General features: G+C 72.3%; 17 protein-coding genes. 13 read left to right on the top strand and 4 right to left on the bottom strand.

Features of this window, described 5'->3' with window-relative positions:
• Window positions 1-300: 300 nt before the first annotated feature.
• Window positions 301-903 (top strand): tetratricopeptide repeat protein, encoded by a 603-nt coding sequence (locus tag ACFWPT_RS38355; RefSeq protein ID WP_380487500.1) that lies wholly within the window; start codon window positions 301-303, stop codon window positions 901-903.
• Between the two features lie 464 nt (window positions 904-1,367).
• Here the strand turns inward: ACFWPT_RS38355 and ACFWPT_RS38360 are convergent, their stop codons facing one another.
• Window positions 1,368-2,261, bottom strand: a complete 894-nt coding sequence (locus ACFWPT_RS38360; protein ID WP_380368734.1) for an NADP-dependent oxidoreductase — start codon at window positions 2,259-2,261, stop codon at window positions 1,368-1,370.
• A gap of 79 nt (window positions 2,262-2,340) precedes the next feature.
• Here ACFWPT_RS38360 and ACFWPT_RS38365 point away from each other — a divergent pair, with 79 nt between their 5' ends.
• Both ACFWPT_RS38365 and ACFWPT_RS38370 read left to right on the top strand, forming a co-directional pair.
• Window positions 2,341-2,928: a TetR/AcrR family transcriptional regulator gene (locus ACFWPT_RS38365; protein WP_380368682.1), complete on the top strand. Its 588-nt coding sequence runs from the start codon at window positions 2,341-2,343 to the stop codon at window positions 2,926-2,928.
• A gap of 163 nt (window positions 2,929-3,091) precedes the next feature.
• Entirely contained in the window at window positions 3,092-3,532 is a 441-nt protein-coding gene (locus tag ACFWPT_RS38370) for a hypothetical protein (RefSeq protein WP_331744487.1), read from the top strand.
• Window positions 3,533-3,569: 37 nt separating this feature from the next.
• Here the strand turns inward: ACFWPT_RS38370 and ACFWPT_RS38375 are convergent, their stop codons facing one another.
• Window positions 3,570-3,875, bottom strand: a complete 306-nt coding sequence (locus ACFWPT_RS38375) for a hypothetical protein (protein ID WP_159398696.1) — start codon at window positions 3,873-3,875, stop codon at window positions 3,570-3,572.
• A gap of 307 nt (window positions 3,876-4,182) precedes the next feature.
• On the opposite strand from ACFWPT_RS38375, the gene ACFWPT_RS38380 reads away from it, so the two are divergent.
• The 3 genes from ACFWPT_RS38380 to ACFWPT_RS38390 all read left to right on the top strand — a co-directional run bounded on the left by ACFWPT_RS38380 (window position 4,183) and on the right by ACFWPT_RS38390 (window position 7,117).
• Window positions 4,183-4,926 (top strand): hypothetical protein, encoded by a 744-nt coding sequence (locus tag ACFWPT_RS38380; protein ID WP_380368685.1) that lies wholly within the window; start codon window positions 4,183-4,185, stop codon window positions 4,924-4,926.
• Window positions 4,927-5,415: 489 nt separating this feature from the next.
• Entirely contained in the window at window positions 5,416-6,816 is a 1,401-nt protein-coding gene (locus ACFWPT_RS38385; protein WP_380487502.1) for an NUDIX domain-containing protein, read from the top strand.
• Between the two features lie 82 nt (window positions 6,817-6,898).
• A complete protein-coding gene (locus tag ACFWPT_RS38390) occupies window positions 6,899-7,117 on the top strand; it encodes a hypothetical protein (RefSeq protein WP_380487504.1) in 219 nt (72 codons plus the stop codon).
• Window positions 7,118-7,191: 74 nt separating this feature from the next.
• Here ACFWPT_RS38390 and ACFWPT_RS38395 read toward each other — a convergent pair whose 3' ends face one another.
• The gene (locus ACFWPT_RS38395) at window positions 7,192-8,460 is read right to left on the bottom strand and encodes an FAD-dependent oxidoreductase (RefSeq protein WP_380487506.1); all 1,269 of its coding nucleotides are present in this window, start codon (window positions 8,458-8,460) and stop codon (window positions 7,192-7,194) included.
• Window positions 8,461-8,967: 507 nt separating this feature from the next.
• Here ACFWPT_RS38395 and ACFWPT_RS38400 point away from each other — a divergent pair.
• Window positions 8,968-9,462 carry a cupin domain-containing protein gene (locus ACFWPT_RS38400; RefSeq protein ID WP_380487509.1) on the top strand — a complete coding sequence of 165 codons (495 nt, stop codon included), beginning with the start codon at window positions 8,968-8,970 and terminating at the stop codon, window positions 9,460-9,462.
• Window positions 9,463-9,574: 112 nt separating this feature from the next.
• Here ACFWPT_RS38400 and ACFWPT_RS38405 read toward each other — a convergent pair whose 3' ends face one another.
• Entirely contained in the window at window positions 9,575-11,044 is a 1,470-nt protein-coding gene (locus ACFWPT_RS38405; RefSeq protein WP_380487511.1) for a carboxylesterase/lipase family protein, read from the bottom strand.
• Window positions 11,045-11,439: 395 nt separating this feature from the next.
• On the opposite strand from ACFWPT_RS38405, the gene ACFWPT_RS38410 reads away from it, so the two are divergent.
• The 6 genes from ACFWPT_RS38410 to ACFWPT_RS38435 all read left to right on the top strand — a co-directional run bounded on the left by ACFWPT_RS38410 (window position 11,440) and on the right by ACFWPT_RS38435 (window position 22,996).
• Entirely contained in the window at window positions 11,440-14,628 is a 3,189-nt protein-coding gene (locus ACFWPT_RS38410; protein WP_380487513.1) for a DUF6603 domain-containing protein, read from the top strand.
• 7 nt (window positions 14,629-14,635) lie between these two features.
• Window positions 14,636-16,906 (top strand): hypothetical protein, encoded by a 2,271-nt coding sequence (locus ACFWPT_RS38415; RefSeq protein WP_380487515.1) that lies wholly within the window; start codon window positions 14,636-14,638, stop codon window positions 16,904-16,906.
• 31 nt (window positions 16,907-16,937) lie between these two features.
• Window positions 16,938-20,429, top strand: coding sequence for a hypothetical protein (locus tag ACFWPT_RS38420; protein WP_380487518.1), 3,492 nt, complete (start codon window positions 16,938-16,940; stop codon window positions 20,427-20,429).
• 65 nt (window positions 20,430-20,494) lie between these two features.
• Window positions 20,495-21,913 carry a hypothetical protein gene (locus ACFWPT_RS38425; RefSeq protein WP_380487520.1) on the top strand — a complete coding sequence of 473 codons (1,419 nt, stop codon included), beginning with the start codon at window positions 20,495-20,497 and terminating at the stop codon, window positions 21,911-21,913.
• A gap of 83 nt (window positions 21,914-21,996) precedes the next feature.
• On the top strand, window positions 21,997-22,251 hold the full coding sequence (locus tag ACFWPT_RS38430; protein ID WP_380368707.1) for a hypothetical protein: 255 nt from the start codon (window positions 21,997-21,999) through the stop codon (window positions 22,249-22,251).
• A 364-nt stretch (window positions 22,252-22,615) separates the two neighbouring features.
• Window positions 22,616-22,996: a ricin-type beta-trefoil lectin domain protein gene (locus ACFWPT_RS38435; protein ID WP_380434275.1), complete on the top strand. Its 381-nt coding sequence runs from the start codon at window positions 22,616-22,618 to the stop codon at window positions 22,994-22,996.
• Window positions 22,997-23,126: the final 130 nt, after the last annotated feature.

Raw genomic sequence — 23,126 nt, forward strand, 5'->3', positions numbered from 1 at the left:
CCGGCCACGCACTCCCGGTCACGTTCAGTACACCCTCAAAGTGGCCTGGCACCCGCCCCTACCTGCGGAAACGCCCTAACTCACCGGCATTGCAGGTCAGGGGAACTTTTCACCCCGAAGGCCCAAAGATTCCACAGCGCCTACGAGGAGGGGCTGCCGGCCGTCCGCTACCTCATGCGCGAACTCGAACTCCTGCGTGAGCACTTCTCCCCCCACGGGGTGGAGCTGCTGGCCGACCTGCGCCACCAGACCGACCAGCTGTAGTGCCACGCTGAGCGGAACCGAACCACGGAGGGTCAAGTGCTTGATCACCTCATCACTCACGACGACAACCTGCGGATGGTCCCCACCGACCGGAACGAGCTGACCACCGCGGTCGGCCAACTCCACGAGGAACTGCGGGCCTTGCCCGAGGAGGCAGACCCCGCTCGTACTCGGGTCCTGACCAGATGGATCGGCATCGGCCAGATGTGCCTGGGCCACCATGAGGAGGCCCGGACGTTCCTCCGGCAGTCGCTCGACCTCGCCGCAGCGATCGGCAACACCCGGGCCGTCCTCGCCACCGGGCTCAACCTCGGCGACGCGCACCGCTACGCCGGTGACGTGCAGGGTGCGGACGCGCTCTACCGCAGCGCGCTGAACACCGCGCGGAGCGAGCACCCGGAGCTCCTTGACTTCGCGCTCCAGCACACCGGAAAGCACCTCATGGAACGCGGCGACCTCGCAGGCGCACAGGCCCGTCTGCAAGAAGCGCTGCGCCTGCGGATCGCCAAGGGGGACACCGGGCTGGTCGATTCCACACAGGCCGCACTCGACCGGGTCGAGCTGCTGATCGGCCAGGCCGACGCGTCGGCGGCAGACAACGCGGCACCGCGCCAGCGGAGCGGCCAGTGGACCGCATAGCTCCAGTCCCGCACCACGGCCCAGACGCCGGCCCGGTGGGCACTCGAATGCGACCTCGCCGCAGGTGACTGCGCCGTATTCGACGGCGCGCTCACGCCGCACGGCCGGACGCCGCTCAGCGCCGGAGAGAGCGTCATCCTCATCTCCTTCGGGTTCCGCGCGCGCGACCAGGCTTCGCGCACGGTCACGAACCTTCCGCCGGCCCCTGCGTAGCGCCGGTGCGCCCTACGCCTTCCGCCCGCCGCTGACCATCTCGCACCCCCACCGCCCTCAACCCCCAGCGGCGGGCCCGCCTCCGCCCTGCGACTGCTCCCGCTGCCGCAGGGCGGACGACGATGCCCTGAGAAACACGCGCCGCAGGGCGGTAGAAGGGGCCACGCCAGGGTCGTGACCCCCACCACCTCGGCCTGTTTCCACAGGTCGAGAACAAGGTGCAAGGGTGGTACGTCTTTCCGGAATGCGGCTCAGACGAGCACGACCCGGCGCCCCCGGGTGTGGCCGGCGTGGCTGTCGATGTGCGCTGCCGCGGCCTCGGCGAGCGTGTACGACTTCTCGACCGGAATGTGGAGCCTGCCCCGCGCGATGAGGTCGACGGCCTCGGCGAGCGCCTCCGGCATGCTCCCGGCCACGCCGGAGAACCGGACGCCGAACTGCGGCGCCCCGAGATCGGCGATGGAGACCACCTTCTGCGGATCCCCGGTCAGCTCGACGAGTTCGCGGATCACGCCCGAACCGGCCAGGTCGAGCGCCGCGTCGACCTGGCCGAGTTGCCGCACCCGCTCGACCCAGCCCTCGCCGTACGTCGTGGCGACGGCACCCAGGCTGCGCAGGTAGTCCTGGTTCGCGGCGCCGGCCGTGCCGATCACCGTGATGCCGCGGTCGCGGGCGATCTGCAGCACTGCCGAGCCGACTCCCCCGGACGCGCCGCTGGCCAGCAGCGTCTGCCCGGGCCGCACGCCGACCTGACGGATGATGCGCAGCGCGGTCTCCACCACGGAGGGATAGCCGGCCGCCTCTTCGAACGTCAGCCCTTCGGGCATCCGGGCCCAGGCCGACAGCACGGCGAACTCGGCGTAGGTGCTCAAGCCCTCGCCGAACACGTGGTCGCCGGCCTCGATCCCGTCGACGCCCTCGCCGACCTCGTCGACCACCCCCGAGGCGTCCTGCCCGACGCCGGAGGGCAACTCGATCGGATGGGCCTGGAGGAACTGGCCTTCGCGGATCCTCCAGTCGACGGGGTTGACGCCCGCCGCCCGTACGGCGATGCGGATCTGGCCGGGGCCCGGGTGGGGCCGCTCGGCGTCGACGAGCTGCAGAACGTCCGGCCCGCCGAACTCGGCGAAGCTCACCTTCTTCATGTTCTTCATGCGATCGACCGTAGCACTAACGGTTAGTGTTTCGGAACTGTTCCACCTTCGTATCTGCTAGCGTGAGGGCATGACCGTGCCGCCCGGACGCCGCGAACGCAAGAAGGCCGCGACCCGCCAGAAGATCGCCGACACCGCCCTGCGGCTCTTCCTGGAACGCGGGTACGACGCGGTGGGAATCCGGGACGTGGCCGCCGAGGCCGACGTGGCCGTCACCACGCTCTTCTCCCACTTCGCCTCGAAAGAGGCCCTGGTGTTCGAACGGGACGACGACTTCGAGCAACGCCTCACCCAGGCGGCCACCGGCCGGGCACCGCACGAGCCGCTCATCCCCGCGCTGCGCCGCGAGATCCACGCCCTGGTGCGCCATTGCACGGCGGACGCCGCCGCCCCGATCTGGCGCATGATCGAGGAATCACCTGCCCTGCGGGAGTACGAGGATTCGATGAGGCTGCGCCACGCGGACTCGCTGGCAACGGCCATCGCCACCGACCTCGGCCTGCCGCAGACCACGACGGCCTGCCGGGCGATCGCGAGGTTCGCGATCGACGCCTACACGCTGGCCCGCGAGGCGGCCGATCCGGAGGCCGCGGTGGACGAGATCTTCCGGATGATCGAGGCGGCCTGGGAGGTCACCGGCCCTGCTCGACGCGCGTGAAACGTCGCGGAGCAGCCCTGCGCTCGACGCGCGTGAAGCATCGCGGAGCAGCCCCACAACCGCACTGAAGGTCCCTTCGACAAATCGGAGGGACCTTCTTGTCTGCAACACATCTACTGCGGTTATTTGTGTTCAGGATCCGGGGCTGCAAGGGTGTTGCACCATGAGGATCACGATCACCGTGGAGAATCCGACCCCCGAGGCGCTGGAGAAGCTGCTCGCCTTCGCCACCATGCCGGACGCCGTCGTGACCGCGCTGCCCGACGACCGCTGGACACCGGAGCGGGCCCGCTCGTACTACGACCGCCTGCCGCCCCGGGCGCAGCAGATCCTGCTTCAGGTCGTCGAAGGCGACGGCGAGTGTGCCGCAGAGGAGTTGAAGGCGAACGGCCGCAGCCTGCGGGGATCCACCGGCGCGTTCCGCCGCGTCCTCTCCGAGGGCAAGCGGACCGGCCTCTGGCCGGACGCCCTGCCCGTGCCGCTGGTGTCCCACGTCGTCGGCGGGCAGCTCAAGAAGCTCGAAATGCCCGGATTCGGCACCGACCAGTACCCGTACTCGGCCTTCGAGGAGGGACTGCGCGACGCGCCGGCCCGCGATCGCTGATCGCCCGGGAAACCGCTCAGGCACGCATCCCCATCAGTCAGTTGTCGCTGTTGACGTTGGTGAGGGCGGCGCTGTAGCCCGTGGAACAGTACAGGGTGTCGGAGCCGTCGCCGGTGTGCCAGCGGCCGTTGATCGTCTGCCGGATGCCCTTGACGCTGTCGCTCTCGCAGATCAGGACGAGTTGCCAGTGGTTCTTCGGGGCGCTGGTCTGGCAGTTGACGGAGCCCCAGTTCTGGCCCTGGTTGGTGACGCAGTAGGAGATCGCCGAGGCTGACGGCGCGGCGATCAGCCCCGCTCCCATGAGCAGTGCCGCCCCGGTGCCGATGGCTGCGATTCGACGCATGACCTTCTCCTTGTCGTAGATCCGACACAGCATGTGCGGTCAGCATTCCGAAGATGTGAATGCGTGTATACATGAACAGCACAACTGGCCGAAACCGACCCTTCCGCTTCGCTCCGGAGGCGCGCCGGCCTGCGGTGCAGGTGAGGGTACGGGGAGGGCGTAGCAGTCTGGTGACATAGCAGGGTCTGTTTCGTCGACTGCTCACACTAACTTCGTTCCTGTACGCAGCCACGTTGCTCCTGGCCCCCGCAGGAGAGGCCACGGGCAACGAGCTGTTCCTCACCCGTACTTCGCTCAGGAGCACCGCATGTCGACCTTAACAAACCGTCGCTCGTCCGCCGTCCGTACGCTGGCCGGCTCCGCCCTGGCGGCCGCTCTGCTGGTGTCCACCGCGACAGCTTGCTCCAGCCCGTCCCCCGCGCCCGGCACCGCCGCACCGGCCGCCGCGCCCACCACGCCCAGCGCGCAGGGCACCACCCCGCCGGCCGCCGCGCCCAGCGCTCCCACCACGCCCGACGCCGCCGCGCCGGCCAGCACTCCGGCCGCGCCTCCCGCGCCCGGCACCGCCGCTCCGGCCGCCACGCCCACCGCGCGCCACACCACCACCACGCCGCCGGCCGCCCCGCCCAAGGGGACGTCCCCGGTCCGCACCCAGAAGCTGGTGGACGGCAGCACGGCCGAGATCCGCGCGACCGACAACCAGAACTACACCGCGAAGATCGTCAACAACGGTACGGAGTACGGCACGTTGGAGACGCACGACTCCGACGCCGGGGTCGACTTCAACGACATGTTCATCGTGCTCTCGCTGGACGGCACGGCCCACTCCTGGATGGGCGGCGGGCACCAGGGGCCGGGCACGTTCAAGCTCGCGGGCGGCTGGACGGCCAAGGTCACGAAGATCGGCGAACTCCACTACCGCGCGCAGATCCTCGGCAACGACGGCGCGGTGAACGGCACGCTGGAGGCGAACCAGCAGGACGCCGGAGCCGTCGCCAACGGCGTGTACATGGTGCTCAGCACCGGCGGCGAGATCAGCGCCAAAATGTGAACATGAACAAGATCGTGCTATGAACGCCCAGGAACCCGTCGGCGGGCCGCCGGCGGAAACCTCTTGGACCGCCCGGCCAGCCGAACGAGTGAAGCCGGCGGCGACTGCTCCCCGCGCGGCCTCGCCGCCCACGCGGGCGTCAGCAGCAGGCTCGAAGCCCGCCTGACGACCGTGCTCGAACAGGCTCTCGCCGCCCGTGCGCTGGGCTCCGCCACCCTGCCGACCGCCGTTCGCGACCGACTGGAGGGCGTACCCGACACGGCGGCGCGGTGCTCGAAAACTCCCCGTTCGCCCCGGGCGCGCCCGGAGGTGGCCTGCTTGAACCCCCCGTGCGAACAGCGCCATCATCTGTCCCCTGCCGACCGCACGGCCGCCCCAACTCGGCTTCCCTGAGGCTGATTCGGCCCGCCCCGGCGCGCCGGCAGGAGGAGCGTCCCGGCGCCCCCGCTCAGCAGCCCTGTCGGCCCGAGGGAACGAGGAGTCCGCGCAGTGATCGACTTCAAGGTGCTGACCGCACTGGCCGCCCACGAGGACATCGAGCGGATCGGCGTCGGCGTGGTGGTCCGCGACGCCTCCGGCCGGATCCTGCTGATCCGCCGGGCCGCGCACGACGCCCTCCCCGGCCTGTGGGAGTACCCGGGCGGCGGCCGGGAGGACGGCGAGGGGATCGGCGGCCGGGAGAGCGGCGAGGGGATCGAGGCGGGCGCGGCCCGGGAACTGGCCGAGCAGACCGGGCTCGCCGGGCTGCCGCTGGAGTACGCGCGAAGCCTGGACCTCACCGACCGGAACGGCCGGCGGGTACGGCAGTTCGTGTTCACCGCCGTCGTGCCGGACGGCACCCCGGTCACGCTGTCGGCCGAGCACGACGACCACCAGTGGGCCCGTCCCGACCAGCTGCCGCAGGCCGGCGACGGAGAGCGCAAGGTGATCGGGTGGCTCACCCGCCGCCTGGCGATCCCGGGCTGGCGGCCGGTCGGCAGCTACCTCACCACCGTCGCGCGGCCCACGGTCTACGGATGCTTCCTGGTCACCGACCCGGACGACCGCGCCCTCGGGATGCGCTCGACCATCAACCCGGCCGTGTGGAGCCTCCCCGGCGGCAACGTCGAACACGGCGAGGCCCCGTTCGGCACGGCGCTGCGCGAGGCCCGGGAGGAACTCGGCCTCGACCTCGCCGCGGAGAACCCCGAGGTGATCGCCCGGCGGCGCCTGGTCGCGGTCGTCCACGAGCAGGCCGGCACGGAGTACCCGGTGCCGGTGTGCGGATACGTCTTCGACGGCGGCGTCCTGACCCCGGAGCAGCAGGCCCGCATCCGGCTCGACCCGGCCGAGCACACCGAGTGGCGCTTCGAGACCGCCCACGACTGGTGCGACCTGATGCCACCGGACCGCTACCAGCGGCTCCTCCAGGTGCTGCGCGCCCACCGCTGCGGCACGCCGCTGTACCTGGAACGCCCCTCCCCGGAGGGCGAGTTCGAAGGAATCATGGTCCTCGTCACCGACCGGCACGGCCGGCTGCTGATGCACCACCGCGACGACAAGCCGGGCATCGCCTGGCCGGGCTACTGGACCCCCATCGGCGGCTGGCGCGAGGGCGTCGAGACCCCGCAGGAGAACGCGGCGCGCGAGGTCCGCGAGGAAGCCGGCATCGAGATCACGGGGCTCCGGATCCTGCCCGGCCCGCACCACGAGTTGGTCTCCCCGCTCATCCACGTCCTGCACGCCGCCTGGGACGGCCCGGAGGAGGACCTCCGGCTCGGCGACGAGGGCCTGGCCGTCCGCATGGTCCCCCTGGCCGAGGTCCTCGACCTCAAGGTCCCGCCGTACCTTCAGCACTACCTGCCGCTGCTGGCCGACGGGGCCGACCAGTCCGCGCGGAGGACCTCGTGAACCAGCCCGGGCGCAGCGAAACCGGCCAGAGCGAAACCGGCCGGTCGGGCCGCCCGGCCCCGTCGCAACCGTCGGCCTGAGGATGGCCGGCCGCCACCGCCGCCCGCCCGAGCCGCAGCTGCCGGCCGACACCGATGCCCGGCTGCGGGCCATCGCCGACCAGCGGCCCGTCGTGGAGGAAGGCATCGTCACCTTCCCTGCCAGCACCGTCCCGTACGCCTACCGCACCGTGCACCGGCCCGACGGCGGCACCGACCGGCACCTCGTCCGCCTCGACCTGCCCCGGCGACCACCCGGGTGACCGGCTCGGCAGCCCGTTCCTGACGATCCATCACGGGTGGACCGCCATCCAGGACCCGCCCCCGCCCCGAACGGCTACCTCTGTCCGACCCGCTGTCGGCCGGTTCGCCGGGAGGCGGCCACGACGGAGAAGGCGTACTCCCGCATCCGGAGCTCGTAGGCGCGTACGCCGTCCACCAGCGGCGCGCCGGAGGCCGCGGCCCCGGCCAGGGCCCGCGTCAGCTCGGCGGCGTCGCGGATCGCGGTGTTCGCGCCCATCGCCAGCACCGGGCTCATGGCGTGGATCGCGTCCCCGAGCAGGGTGACGGGGCCCGGCTCCCACGGCGGTACGGGGCTCGCCGTGGAGATGCGCAGCGGGAACAGCGAGTCGGTCTCCCAACGGTCCAGGAGGCGGTGCACGTCGGGGTGCCAGTCGTCGCCCACCAGGCGTCCGGCCAGCTCGCGCAGCGCGGGGCCGTCGAGACCGCGCAGCGCCTCGAACGAGGGCATGGCGGGGTGGTCCGCCGGCGCTCCCACCAGGCAGGCGACGTAGTCGCCGACGGGGGTGAGGGGGACGGGCGGTGTGTGTGCCGGGCCGGCGGCGCCGGGAGGGCGGGCGAACCGCACGGGCCCGAACCCGACGTGCGGACTTCCCTGCCCACCGGTCACCACGGTGAAGATGCTGTCGAACACCCATGGCGGCAGCGCGGCCGCCTCCGCCCCTCCGGCCTCTCCAACCCCGGTATCCGGCGCATCCGGCGCGTCCAGCGGGATCCTGCCGTAGATCAGGCGCAGTCCGGCGTCCTCGACCCGGGCGTGCGGCAGCAGCTGCCGGCGTACTGCCGATCCGACCCCGTCGGCGCCGACCAGGAGGTCGGCACTCGCACTGCGGCCGTCGGCGAACCGCGCGGTGACCGCTCCGTCCTGCTCCCTCTCCCAGCTCAGCAGTTCCGCGCCGTAGCGCACGGTGTCCGCCAGGCCGGAGAGCAGGATCTGGCGCAGCGTCGGCCGGTTGAACGCGTACGAGCGGTACGGGCGGTACGGGCGGGCCGTGCCGTCGGCGGGGTCGGGGTCCGGCGCGGTGGGCCGGTCCGCGAGCGTGCCCAGGTGGCGGTCGCGGACGGAGACCCGGGCGGGCGGCGAGGCCGCGGTCGCCAGGCCCAGCCGGAAGAGGTGCTCCGGCAGGCAGTGTTCCAGGCCCGCGAGCCCGGGTTCGTCGAGCTGGACGCGGTAGCCCTGCGGCCTCGCGTCCGGGTGCGGGTCCCGCTCGTACACGGCGACGTCGAAGCCGCGGGCGCGCAGCCCGTGGGCGAGGGTGAGGCCGCCGAGTCCGGCGCCGGCGATGATGACACGGTGCTGGTGCACAGTCTTCTGCCTTCGTTGTGGTCACGAAGGAAGCACTGGGGTTCCGCGAAGGGAACAAACACCGCGAGGGCGCCGCTCAGAAACACCATTCAGGAGCGATTTTTCGCGCATTCCGTTGAATCTGGACCCACAGTAGCAGCGAGCCGCGAGGTGCGGGATCGCCGAGCGGGCCCTCGGCAGCAGGCCGGGGGCCCGCCCGGCTGTGGCAGTCCCCCGCCAGGCCGCTGCGGGTGCGCCGACGGCCGCCTCGGCGCACCGTGGACCCATGGCCCTCATCGGGCCGCCGGGGCCTGCGGACGCCTGGGTGATCTCGGGGCGCGAAGAGCCGGTGGAGCCGCCAGGCCCCGCCCCGCAGGGCGCTTCGGACGTGCTCGGCGCCCTCGGGCCGAACGCCGCCGCCCTGTCCGGCACCGTCGGCAGCCGGCCGGGCACACGTCGTATGCGTCGCCGGGGCGACGGACCGGATCACCGACCAATCACGCGAATGTCTCGAAAGGGAAATCCGCCATGTCCTACCCAATGGCTCACTACTGGGGCGAATCGGGCGAGAATGCGGCAAATCTCCGGTTCGGCGCCGCCGCGCCGGACGTGTTGATCGGCGCGGGGGGCACAAGAGTCCACTACCTGGTCGACACGCCCTCCGCCAACAAGACGTTCGGCCTGTACCGACTGGACATGGGGCCCCGGCCGACAGGCCCCGCTCCACATTTCCACCGGACCATGTCCGAGTCGTTCTTCGTCCTGTCCGGGATCATGCGCCTGTACGACGGCGAACGGTGGATCGACGCCGAGGCGGGTGACTTCCTGCACGTGCCGGAGGGCGCCGTGCACGGCTTCCGCAACGAGTCCAACGAGCCGACCTCGATGCTGATGCTCTTCGTGCCCGGCGTGCCACGTGAATCGTTCTTCGAGGAGATCGCGGAGATCGCGGCCCGAAAACGCCCGATGAGCGACGCGGAATGGGCCGAACTCTACGGCCGGCACGACCACTTCCTGGCCTGACCTGCCCGTCCGGCCGGGGGTCGGCCGGGACAGGGAGACCCTGGACCGGGCCCGGGCGGTAGAGCCTGCGGCCTGCGGCTGTTCCCCGCCCTCGGGACGGGCGCGGCCGGTGTCAGCCGAAGCACCGGACAGTCGCCGGATCGGCGGGTTCGTAGGGGTGCCACTGGTCCGCGGCGGGGCGGCCGGTGGCGACGAAGGCGGCGATCGCGCGGGAGAAGGTGTCGCCGAGCGAGCGGACGGCGGCGGTGGCCTCGCCGAGCATGGGGCTGTCGGGGTAGGCGTCGAAGGTGTCGAAGAAGAAGGGGAGTTCGACGCAGTGCGCGGCGCCCAGGCCTGCGGGGTCGGGTACCGGGGCGCGGTCGAACCGGTAGACGTAGGTCGGGTTTCCGGCCGCGGCGTGGCGGTCGGCGATGGCGAGGGTGTCGTCACGGAAGACGAGCCCGGTCTCGAACTCGGTGAGGATGTCGGCCGGGGTCGCGTTCGGCTGCCGGGCCGCGATGCGGTCGTACCGTTCGTCGCCGCGGTCGGCCTGGCCGGCCGCGATCGAGCGGGCCCGGTCGGCGGTGATCTCCCGGATGCGGGGGTCGAAGGCGAAGAAGGAGGTCATCTCGTTCCTGGTGGTGCCGGTCAGCAGGCCTTTGCCGTCGAGGCGTCCGTCGACCACCGCCTGCTGCCACGTCGAGGGGATCCCGGAGGCGCCGAGGACGGGGTACATGGGCGGGGCGACGCTGCCCGGGCGGGCGGCGTCGCGGGAGAGCTGCTGGTAGGCGGCCAGGAGCCGGTCGGCCGGGACGGCGCGCAGCGCGGCACCCCGGTCCCGGGTGCCGTCCGGGCCGAGGAGGCCGAGGATGCCGAGGAAGCGCCGGGCGTGGTCGCTCGCCTCCTCGGGGTCCTGCGGGGCGAGCCCGAAGGGACCGCTCTGGGTGATGACCTGGTTGACGAGCGGGCCGGTGGTCGGGGAGACGGCGAGGTAGAGGGCGGAGAACGCCCCGGCGGACTGGCCGCCGACGGTGAGGCTGCCGGGGTCGCCGCCGAAGGCCGCGATGTTGCGCCGCACCCAGGCGAGGACGGCGGCCTGGTCCTGGGCGCCGAGGTTCTCGATGCCGAGGTCCGGCAGGTAGAGGTAGCCGAGCGGGCCGAGTCGGTAGTTGGCGGTGACGACGACGGCCCGGCCGGCGGCGGCCAGGTGCCGGCCGTCGTACCAGTCCCAGCCGCCGGACCCGCTGGTGAACCCGCCGCCGTGGAACCACACCAGGACGGGCAGGGCGTCCGGGGCGGACCCGTCCGCAGGTGGACGAGGGGTCCACACGTTCAGCGTGAGGCAGCCGTCCTCGTCCCAGTCGGGGGTGCGCGGCCCCATGACCGCTTCGAGCCGGGAGGGGCCCTGCGGGACGGACGGGCCCGGGCGGTCGGCGTTCCGGACGCCCGGCCAGGCGGGGTGCGGCACGGGGGCGGCGAAGCGCCGCTCGCCCACGGGCGAGGCAGCGTAGGGGATGCCGCGGAAGGCGGCGACGCCGTCCTCGACGGTGCCTCGGACGCTGCCGGACTCGATGGTCACGACGGGGCTCTCGATCAGGGTCATCGGTGTCGCCTTCCTTGCAGACGTGGGATGGCTCCGGTCTATCGCTATCGCCATGAGACGGGAAGATGCCGACGGTTCGGCTCTCTCTGCGCGGTCTACGGCACCTGTCGAACTCGGCCGTAGGCGATGCATATCGGCCAAGATCGGATCGTTCCGTCACTATCCGCGCACGCCTCGGATACGCTGCGACAGTCCCGTGTCGGACGTGCACTCACCGGTCCTGGCGAGTCAAGGCCCCTGGTGCGCACGGCCGTTGTCGCCCTGGTTGATCCAGGGGGGCTCAATTGTCATGTCCCGAACCGGAATGGGCCGATGACGGGGACGCCCGACCGGTCGGGCAGGCCGGGGGGCCGGGACCGGATGGAACACAACCAGGGCGGGAGGCCGACCGGCTGATGACACTGGGCATCGACGAACTACGGCAGCGGCTGGCAAGCAGCCAGGGCAAAACGTTCGAGATCACCGGCGAGGAACTCGGGGCGGCCGATCTGGTCTCGCGCCACCTCGGCGATTCGCTGAAGGTCGGCAAGGCGACCGCCGACAGCGACGCCCTGACGGTCCACGGCACCGCCGCGCTGGGGGCAGCGGCCGGCCTGCCGGTCACGGTGGCCTTCACGGCCGACGCCGACGGCAAGCAACTCGTCGGCTTCGACATCGTGTTCACCCTGAGCCTGTGGACCTTCACCACGGCGGCAGCGACCGAGGACTTCACCTACCTGTCCAAGTTCGGCTTCACCCAGCCCAGGTTCGTCCTGCGCGGCGGCGACGTCGGCGCCGTCCTGGGCTGCACGCTCAACGGCGCCGCCTACCGCCTGCCGGTCGACGGCGCCGGCCCGTTGGTGCCGGACGGCGCCGGCGGCGGCGAGCTGCCGGACGTCACGCAGTCCTTCGGCTGCGCCCTGCCCGCGGACCTGGGCTTCCACCTCACCGACGTCTGGCTCCGCTACGTCCAGGACACGAAGACCCTGGTGCTGTCCGGGAGCGCCGCCCTGAGCGGCGGAGCCCCGGCCTCCAGCGTGGCCTGGGCGCTGCTGATCCAGGACCGCGGCGACGCGGGCAGGCGCTACCTCGGCGTGGTGCAGGCGGCCGTCAAGCTGTCGCTGTCCGGGCTGCCGATCATCAAGGCGCTGGTGCCGCCGGCCGACGACCTGGTGATGCAGCACGTGGCCCTGCTGTTCATCACGGAGGGGCTGGACGACACCGAGGTGGCGGACCTCAACAAGGCCCTCAAGGCGGTCAAGGCCGACTTCCCCGCAGGCAACGCGCCCGAGCTCCCGGCCGGCCCGCTGGACAGCGGGGTCACGGCGTCCCTGGCCTACGACCTCGGCGGCACGCCCCGGGAGGCCGTGAAGGTCCGGCTCGGCGAGGCCTCGCGCACCTGGGCCGCCCTGCCGCAGGACAAGGGGCCCAGCGGCAAGGCCGACCAGCCGGCGAAGGCGGAGTCCAGCGGCCCGTTCCGGCTGGGCAAGCTCAACCTCGGCTACGCCAAGGGCGCGATCCAGGTCTCCGCGGACTTCAGCATCAACGCCCGCGCGCTGACGTTCGAGGCGAGCGGCTTCGGGGTCAGCATTCCGCTGGCCGACCCCGGCAAGGCAACCCCCGTGCTCAAGGGCCTGGGCATCAGCGCGAAGGCGGACCCGATCGCGCTGGGCGGCGCGCTGCGCACGAACCCGACTCCGGACTGGCCGGTGCGGTACGACGGCGACGGCATGCTGACGGCGCCCGTGATCAGCGTCGGGATCGCAGGCTCCTACGCCCGCAAGGCGGACGGCACGCTCTCGCTCTTCCTCTTCGGCCAACTCGGCACCGGCACCAACCCGGAGGCCGGCTTCGGCCCGCCGCCCTTCCGGGTCAAGGACGTCTCCCTGGGCTTCGGCTACCACAGCGAGGTCCGCGTCCCGGCGCTGACCGAGGTGGACACCTTCCCCCTGCTCAACCTGACCGGCGGCGCCGACTCGACCCCGATGAAGGTGCTGGACACGCTGACCGGCGGGCTCAAGCCCTGGGTCGCGCCCAAGGACGGCGAGATCTGGGTCGCGGCGGGCCTGCACTGGACGATGTTCGAGCTGGCCGACTTCCGCTCCATGGCACTGGTCGAGTTCGGCGAGTCCCTGGTGATCGCGCTGCTGGGGCTCGGGGAGTTCGACTTCCCCAAGCTGACGGCGGCCGAGCAGAAGGCGGGCAAGGATCCGAAGGTGGCACGGATCCAGATCGCGGCCGAGGCGCTGTACCGGCAGAGCGAGGGCCTGCTCTCCCTGACGGCCCAACTGACCGACAAGTCCTACATCCTGGACAAGAACTGCAAGCCCACCGGCGGCCTCGCGCTCTGCGTCTGGGTGCCTCCGAGCCCGCACGCCGGGGACTTCGTGGTCTCCGTCGGCGGCTACCACCCGGCGTTCGTCAAGCCCGGCCACTACCCCGCCGTACCCCGGCTGGGGATCAAGTGGTCGATCAGCAACACCCTCACCCTGACCGCTCAGGCGTACGCGGCCATCACCCCGCACGCGGCGATGCTGGGCGGTGCGCTGGCGCTGGTCTTCGACACCGGTCCGCTGCGGGCCTGGTTCACCGCGCACCTGGACGCGCTGATCCAGTGGTCGCCGTTCTTCTTCGACGTCGCCATGGGCGTCAGCATCGGGGTGCGGTTCTCCCTCCACGTCTGGTTCGTCCACATCACGATCAGCCTGGAACTCGGGGTGGACGTGGAACTGTGGGGCCCGCCCATCGGCGGCAACGCCACCGTCCACCTGTGGTTCATCAGCTTCCACATCGGCTTCGGCAAGAGCCGCCCGGACCACCTGCCGCCCGTCCCCTGGACCGACTTCCAGTCCCAGCTGCCGCCCAAACAGCAGGCTGTGCAGGCCAATCCGGTCGCCGGGCTGTCCTGGAAGCCCACCGCGCCCTCGTCCCTCGCCCGGGTGGGCGACGACGCAACGGACGCCGGCCCCTGGTACGCCTCCACCCACGGGTTCAGCTTCGTCACCTCCTCGGCGGTGCCGGCCAGCAAGGTGCTCTTCGGCGGCGCCGCCGTGACACCGGACGAGGACCCGCTGCACATCCGCCCGATGCAGCAGGGCGACCTGACGTCCACCCACAGCGTCACGATCACCAAGGACGGCCAGCAGGTCGACCACTCCGGCTGGAGCGCCGAGCCGGTGCGCTCCAACGTGCCGCAGTCGCTGTGGGGCCCGGGCGAGAGCTCGCTGAACGGCACCGGGCTGCTGCCCGGCCGGCTGACCGGCCTGACGGTCACCGTCCCGGCACCGGCCTTCGGCGGACAGCTGACGGTCGCCCCCGGCGTCCTGGACCTCGACCCGCTGCTGCCCCAGGGCGCCCTGCCCCTGGACGCGGGAGCGGCCGCCGTCGGCCCCGTGGCACAGACGAGCACGCAGACCGTGGCCACCATCACCGCCGCCGACAGCGGCATCGCCGCCCCCTCGACCGCCACGAAGCGCGAGGCCCTGCGCGCCCAGCTCGGCGGGCTCGGGTACCTGCTCGACCCCGCCGGCCCGCTGAGCGGCTACGCCGACCTCGCCCGCGGCGACCTGGCCGCCGAGCCGCTTCTCGTCCCGACCGGAAAGTGACCACCTGATGCTCAGTCAAGATTCCGGAACCGCCAGCGGCCTGGAGTTCCACGACAGCCTCGTACCGGCCCTGGAGGCGGGGACCTACCAGATCACCACCGGGCACGCCATCGACGGCCTGGACACCGGCGACTACTTCGCCACCCCGGTGGTGCGCACCCTTGAGGTGCAGGCCGCGCGGTTCGCGCTGCCCGACGGCGCGGTGCACGGGGTGTACCCCACCGACGGCGCCACCGGCACCTTCGACCAGCTGCTGCCGCACATCACCCTGGACACCCCGCCACTGCCCTGGGAGCGCACCCTCACGGGGGCGCCGCCCACCCCCGGGCAGCCGACCGTGCCCTGGCTGGCGGTGCTCCTCTTCGCCGAGGGCGAGTTGCCGGGCGACCCGTCCGCCACCGGCCGCACCGAGACGACGACCGTCGCCGACCTGCTGAACACCCCCGCCACCGAGGCCATCGCCCCCGCGCTGACCGACGTCGAACAGCCGGACCAGGCCACCGAGTGCCGGACGATCGACGTCCCCCCGCAGCTGTTCGCCGCGATCGCCCCTCGGACCGGGGAGCTGGGCCGGCTCGTCCACCTGCGGCGCGGCGAGGACGAGCCCAGCGGGGCGCGCTCACGCGGCGACCGCACCCGGGCCCGCTCGCTGCGCGGCGTCCACCGCGCCACCCCGCCCCGCTGGTGGCACACGCTGCGCGACGGCCCGTCCTACGAGGGGCTGCACGCGGTGGTCGTGGGCAACCGCTTCCCCACCACCACCGGCGGCCAGTACACGGCCCACCTGGTCTCCCTGGAGGGCTTCGCCGCGTACCTCGACGGCAGCACGGTGGCGAGCGCGCCGCTGCGCCTGGTCTCGCTGCGGTCCTGGTCGTTCCGCTCCCTGCCGGACTCCGGGGCGCACTTCGGCACCCTCGTCGAGAACCTGGCCGCACCCGGCAGCCAGGACGCCGCCGCGCTGGGGCTGCGGCTGCCGCCGAACGGCGCCACCGGCGAGGCCGGCGACCGGCTCACCCAGGGCTACACCCCGCTGGCCCACCAGCTCGACTCGGGCGAGCAGAGCTACGCCTGGTACCGGGGCCCGCTCACCCCGCTGCCCACCCAGCCGCTCCCGCAGACCGTGGAGCACAGCGCGAACGCGGACGCCCGGCTGGTGTACCTGGAGGAGCACGGCCTCTTCGACGTCAGCTACGCCGCCGCGTGGACCCTGGGCCGCTCCCTCGCGCTCGCGGACCCGCAGTTCCCGCCCGCGCTGATGGCCTGGCGCACGGTGGCCCGGGCCGGCGCCGGCCGGATGCTCGCCGCGCGCGCCCGGACCGGCAGCGGCAGCCTCGCCGGCACCCGGGCCGCGACCGAGCGCCTGGGCGCGGCCGCGGCGATCGGCGCCCGCCCGGCCCGGCAGGCGTTCGAGGCGAGCGCCCTGGGCGGCCTCGCCCACACCCTCACCAGCGCGCTGGCGAGCCCGCTGGACCAGGCCGCCGCCGGCCGGCGGCTGGCCCAGGCGCGACCGGCCCCGCCCCTCCAGGCCGCCGCGCCGTGGCTGCGCGGCCAACTGGCCCGGCCCGAGGCACGCGAGGCACTGCGGGCGGCGACCGGCGACGCCGCGAACCCGGTGCTGGACTGGCTGGACCGCCTCGCCCTGCTCCACCCGGTGCCCCTGGAACAGCTCGTGCCCCGCCAGGAGCTGCTGCCCAACGAGAGCCTGCGCTTCTGCTACGTCGACCGGGCCTGGCAGACGGCGCTCATCGACGGGGCGCTGAGCATCGGCATCTCCGGCAGCCTGGACAGCGACCTCAGCACGCTGCTGCACGACGCCCTCACCGACCTGCCCGCCCGCCTCTCGGGCTTCCTGGTCCGCTCCTGCCTGGTGCCCGGCTGGCCCGCCCTGCGCATGCACCTGTACGCCGGCGAGGACGAACTGACGGTGCTGCGCGCCGACACGGTGGGCGAGGACGTGCTGCTGGTGCTGGCCGACGGCATCGTGGACCGGCTCGTGGTGGCGGAGCCGCCCCAGGGCCTGCACTTCGGCATCCAGGACGGCGACGTCCTGCACCTGCGCAACCTCAAGGGCGACGACATCGGCACCACGCTGCCGGGCGTCCAGCTGCCGCAGGTCAGCGGCTACCTCGACCCGGACACCCGGGTGCTGGACGTCACCCGGATCGGCGACGCCATCACCGCCGCCCTCGGCGACCACGCCCAGGCAGGCGGCCTCAGCGCGGCCGGCTGGGCGATCCAGATGGTCAAGGCAGCCCAGCAGATGACCTTCCAGCGATGACCTTCCAGCGATCCTGACGAAAGCGAGCACCATGCCGAACGACGACAAGGGACCGCTGATCGTCCCGGTCCAGGTCGACGCCCTGGCGGTCAACGACGAAGTCCGCTTCAGCGTGCCGTTCATCCGCTGGCAGGCCAACTTCAACCTGCTGGCGCAGAACCTCCCGCCCGAGGGCGAGCCCTTCGACAACAACCTGGCCGCGCACTGGGACACCGACACCGCCGCGGGCGGCGTCTACCTCCAGTGGCAGCTGCCCCAGGCCCTGCGCAACGGCGCGCACGACCCGGACACCGGCGACACCACCTTCCCGCTGGTGCCCAACCGATGGTTGGTCGTCCGCTACAGCGGCCCGGCCACCGCCCGCACCGCCGACTCCTGGGTGATCGAGAGCGACTGGCTGCCCGCCGACGGCGACACCGCCACCGGCACCACCCCCTACCTGCGCCCCGGCACCGCCAAGAGCGTCCACATCGGACGGCGCACCGCCGCCGCCGACTGGCCGGGCGAGAGCGGCACCCAGGACCCGTACGTCACCGCCGCCGGCCCAGGCCTGCTCACCTTCTCCGCCTTCCAGCCGTTCAACGAGAACGTGCTCTCCCTGCACGACGACCTCGCGGGCGTCGCGGACCAGGACACCCTCGGCTACCTGGTCACCGGCTGGTACTCCGCACCCGGCGCCGACCCGCTGCACGAGGCGACCAGCCTGGCCGCCCTCGGCTGGGCCCTGGCCGCCGACCCCACCGCCGACACCCCGCCCACCGACCGCACCCTCTACACCGGCCAGGTGCTGGGCCTGAGCTGGGACAAGACCGGCAGCGTGCCCGCCTCGGACCGCCCCCAGGGCGTGGACGTGGACGTCGCCGTGGGCAACAGCTCCGTCGACGCGCTCACCGCCCTGCTGGTGGCCAAGGGCACCGACGCCGACGACGCCGCCCGGCTGGAGGCGCTGGCGCACGGCCTGCTCGACGGCCTGGACGACGCGGGCACCGAGTCCGTCGACCAGTCCATCCACCGCGCCTGGTTCGGCTCCACCCACGGCGGCTACACCTGGGACCTGGTGGACGGCACCGCCGGCGCCGAACTCTGCGCCCGGCTCAACACCGACCAGGCCGCCCACGACGCCCAGGTGCGCCAACTGGCCGACACCCAGTGGAAGTTGTACGGCGCCTGGTGGCTCAACCGCCTCGACGACGTCCCCGACGCCTACACCGACACGCTGCCCGCCACCCTGAAGCCCAGCGAGCAGGACAGCCTCGCCGCCCGGGTCACGGCACTGGCCGCCGACATCGCCGCCCGCCGCGACCCCCGCTCCGGGCACCAGCAGCCGATCCCCTGGGGCGCCACCGACGAGGACCTCGCCACCGCCGCCCAGGCCTACCTGACCGCACACGGCGCCGACCCCGCGACCTGCACGCTCAAGCGCTCCCCGCTGGGCGAGTTCCACCACGCGCAGGACCCGGTGGTGCTGCTGAACGGGATCAAGACACCGACCCCGGCCGACCTCACCGCCGCACTGCCCTGCCGCACCCCGGACCAACTGCTCACCCGCATCGACCTGGGCAGCGGCCCCGCCCCCGCCCCGGCCACCGTGCCCGGGCCGGCCCTGACCCACCTGCCCGAGGCCGCCACCCTCGCCACCCTGCTCGGCGAGTTCTGGCTGCTCGACCAGGCCCAGGCCGCCGGCACCCTCGCCGACGCCGTGGCCCACCCCGACCAGCGGGTCACCGGCACCCTCCCCGCCCTCGGCACCAGCAGCTGGCGCCAGCCCTGGAAGCCGCTCTACCTGCTCTACGAGCTGTCCTACTACCCCATCCCGCACGACACCTCCGACGGCGACTGCTGGCAGTTCGACGGCACCCGCTACCACTGGACGAAGACCGGCCCGGCCGACCCGCCCGTCTACCAGTCCTACACGGGGCGGATCTACCTCACCCCGCACGCCACCTTCAACCTCGCCGCCCAGATCAAGCAGTACCGCGCCACCCACCCCGACGCGCCCCAGGACGAGCTCCAGCAACTCGCCGACCAGGTGGCCGGCTGGGACCTGCTCAGCCAGGCCCTCGACGGACTCACCCCGCGCATCACCCTGCGCGACCCGGCCCTCGCCGCCCACCCCGACGACGCCAAGGGCCTGGCCACCCTGATCGGCTCCCAATACCAGAGCACCCCCGTCCCCGGCGCCCTGCCCTCCCGCAGCGGCAAGTGGCCCGCCTCGGACTTCCCGCACCTGCGCGCCGGCCAGTTCTACTTCAACCGGATCGCGGTCGTCGACCAGTTCGGCCAGGTCACCGACCCGATCAACCCGCAGGGCAGCGGCAGCTCCACCGACAACGACAAGAAGCACCTGGTGCTGGCCGAGAGCGTGCGCCCGGACAACGGCGCGACGATCCTGCCGGAGTTCCCCTACCGCTACGCCGAACTGCGCCCCCGCCTCCTGCAAGGAGCCCGGCTCCGCTTCGACGCCGTCAGCGCCACCGACGACAGCCAGGTGCTCGACCTGCACGCGGGCGTCAACCCCGTCTGCGGCTGGCTGCTGCCCAACCACCTGGACGCCGCCCTCGCCGCCTTCGACCCCGACGGCGGCGCGCTCGGCCAGTGCCGGACGGTCTACACCGACGGCGGCCGGCAGCAGGTCGTCTGGGACCCGGCACCGGGCTCCAGCTACCCCACCCTGGACAGCCTCGCCCCCGAACTCCCGCACCTGGCCTCCTTCCTGACCGGCCTGCGCGACGCCGGCCCGTCGGCCCTGGCCGCCACCCTGAAGGCCGTCGACGAGACCCTCTACACCGTCAACCCGCTCGGCGGCTGGGACGACACCACCATGACCGTGCTCGCCGGGCGGCCCCTGGCCCTGCTCCGCACCCGGCTGGCCCTCGAACTCGACGGACCGCCGGTCATGGACCCCAGCTGGGAACAGTGGCAGTACGTCCTGGACCCGAACAGCACCGCGCCCCGGCCGGCCTCCCTGGACTACCGGTGGGGCGTGCGGCTCGGCGCGCTGGAGAACCTCGCCGACGGCCTGATCGGCTACACCAGCGGCGACGACTACACCACCCTGCACACCGTCCACCTGCCGTCGGACGCCCCGTCCTACCTGGCCGGCATCGGCACCGGGTTCCCGCTCACCACCGCCGGCACCCCGCAGTACCTCACCCTGCTCGCCGACCCCCGGGGCGCCGTCCACGCGGTCAGCGACATCCTGCCGGTCTCCGTCTTCACCGTCCCCGCCGAGTTCGTCAGCCCCGCGCTCTCCCGGACGGAGGTCTCCTTCCGCCTCGGCCCGGTCATGACCACCCCGCAAGGCGTCACCGGCGCCGACGGCAGCCCCGCCACCGGCTGGGTCCTGCCCCGCCCCCCGGCCCGCCACGGCGACTGGAGCTGGGCCGAACCCACCACCACCGGCTGGCAGGACAGCCCGCTGGCACCCGCAGGCACCCCCGGCCACATCCCGACCCCGACCGCCCCCCTCAGCGCCCGCACCGGCCGACTGCGCCTGCGCGGCGCGGTCGCCGACGAGCAGTGACCACCGACCCACGCACCACCGATCCACGGACCACAGACCCACGCACCACCGACCCAGGAGCAGCAGTGTTCGTCCGCGCCGGAGCCAGCGCCTCCACCGCCCTGAACTACCTCGTCACCACCTCCCCTTCACCCCTGGAGATCACCCCGGCGGGCACCACGCCCACCCCGGCCGCGATCTCCGTCACCGCCGCCAACCCCGGCCCCGACCCGGTCCGCGTCGTCTCCGTCAAGTTCACCCTCGTCGCAGGCACCGGCGCCGGCGCCCTCACGGAACACCTGGACCAGATCCACGCCACGGTGACCCCGGGCGCCGACTGGACCTTCGCCCGCGAGGACGACGGCACCTTCCTCGCCGTGCCCACCGGCGACCAGGGCTACGTCGAAGTCACCGACAAGGCCGTGCTGTTCGAGCTCACCAACATCGCCGTCAACGGCGAGATCGGCGTCACCACCCTCGACATCCTGGAGAGGACCCAGGACGACGAGGGCGACACCTCCAAGGGAACGGCCGAGTTCCAACTCGGCAAGTGCTTCCCGGGCTTCCAGTTCAGCGACCTGACACCCGCGTTCCTCGACGACGGCCACACCACCGTGACCAACGGCAACACCGTCACCCTGACCTGGACCGCCTCCCACGGCGCCGCCTACACCATGCTCCACGAGAACAAGTCCTACGACGTCACCAACACCCGCACCTGGACCTCCCCGACACTCACCCGCGACGCCACCTTCCACCTGCGGGCCAGCCTCACCACCGACGGCCACACCGTCACCCACTACCTGCACACCAACGTCACCGTGGACAAGCCCGACCTCACACTCGGCACCCTGACGGTGAACGGGGACGTCCAGGTGTCCGGGCAGAGCAACGTCCAGGGCCTGCACTGCGCGCAGACGCTGGAGGTCGGCGGTGAGATCCACGCCGCGGGGACCGTGTACGGCGGCGACCGCACCAAGCCCGTGACCCTGTACGGCGCCCATGTCACCAGCGACCTCACCGTCGACGGCAACCTCAACGCCATCGGCGCCGACGCCATCGTCCGGATCCGGGACCTGCGAGGCCCCTCCAGCGTGAAGCTCAGCATCAACAGCGACACCGAGGTCCTCACCGGAAACAGCGTCACCATCGCCGACGCCCTCACCGTCGGCGGACTCCTGACGGCCAACGGGGACCTCGACGTCTGGTACAGGGACAACAACGTGCAGAAGATGACGACGTCCGGCGTCACTGGCGGCGTGAAGTTCCTCGGCCCAGTCGTGTTCAACAACTGCACCATCAACCAGGGCGACTGGGCCAAGCTCAAGAACTTCAGCGATGGCCAGGCCAAGTTCCAGATCTGGAACACCATGTACACCGACGAAAGCAAGGAGGCGGTCGTCTTCGTCTACGACGGCAAGGGCGACCACCGCAACGTGACGGCCGACTTCGGCAGCCCGGGTTACGGACACAAGGGCCAGACGTTCCGATTCGTGTTCGAGTAGTACGGCGGCCGGGCGGGTTGAGCCAGCTGAACTGTCTCCCGATCGGACAGGCCCTGGAACTCTCCTGAGCCGGCGCCGCGCCGTTGGGCCCGGTCAGGTGGCTGCTCTCCCAGTTCCTCTCCCCGCTGGTGAACACCCGCACCGATGCCTGGGGCGGCTCACCGGCCAACCGCGCCCTGCGCCCGGTGACTTGGTCCGACAAGGCGCTCGCCTCCGGCCGGGCTCCCGCCCCCGGCACCCGCCCGGCCGTGGCCCTGCTCGTCGAACAGCTCCAGCAGCGCGAGGCCCTGGGCCGCTACCGCGCCTGGCTGGACACCCGCCGGCCCGAAGCGGCGTAGCCACGCCCCGGCACGGCGCACACCACCCCCGCCGCGCCCTGGCTTCGACCCCTGCGCGCCCGCGCTGGACCTTCACCGAGCAGGCCGAAGGCCTGACGTTCCGTTACGGCCGTCGCAGCCACGGCACCCATAAAGGATCGCTCAGCCGCCGCGCTCCGGTCTCTGCCCAAGTGGTGACCGGGTTTCAAACCATATGTCGCCCTATGGAATGACTGTGGTTCGTACCCGGGCGTGTCGCAACTGACCGCTGCGAACCTTGCCCATACCAGGCAGGACCTGCCGGCTACACCTTCCGGCAGGCCTGCCCAGGTCCGACCACCCCACCGAGAGCCGACACCCGTCGGCGCACCTGCGGAGGTACATCATGTCCCGTTCCACCACCGCGCTCGCTGCCCTGGCCGCCGCCGGCCTGATCGCCCTGACGGCGCCCACGGCTGCCGTCGCCGCGCCCCGCGTGGCCACCAACACCATGTGCCTGGACGTGGGCGGTTCCCGCAACAACGGCGACCACGTCAAGATCTGGCAGTGCCAGAGCCCCGGCTTCGGCAACCAGAACTTCGTCATCGACAGCGGCCAGATCAAGGTCAAGGACACCATCGGAACCGGCCGAGAGATGTGCCTGGACGTGGGCGGTTCCCGCAACAACGGTGACCGGGTCAAGATCTGGCAGTGTCAGAGCCCCGGCTTCGGCAACCAGAACTTCGTCATCGACAGCGGCCAGATCAAGGTCAAGGACACCATCTGACAGGCCGGCGCGGGGCACGGTGATGGCCGTCGTGTGCCCCGGAAATGCAGAGAACCCCCATCCGGTTTCCCGGATGGGGGTTCTCTGTGAATGATTGTTCGGCGGCGTCCTACTCTCCCACAGGGTCCCC

The organism is Kitasatospora sp. NPDC058478, from assembly GCF_042720345.1.
Classification (GTDB): Bacteria; Actinomycetota; Actinomycetes; order Streptomycetales; family Streptomycetaceae; genus Kitasatospora.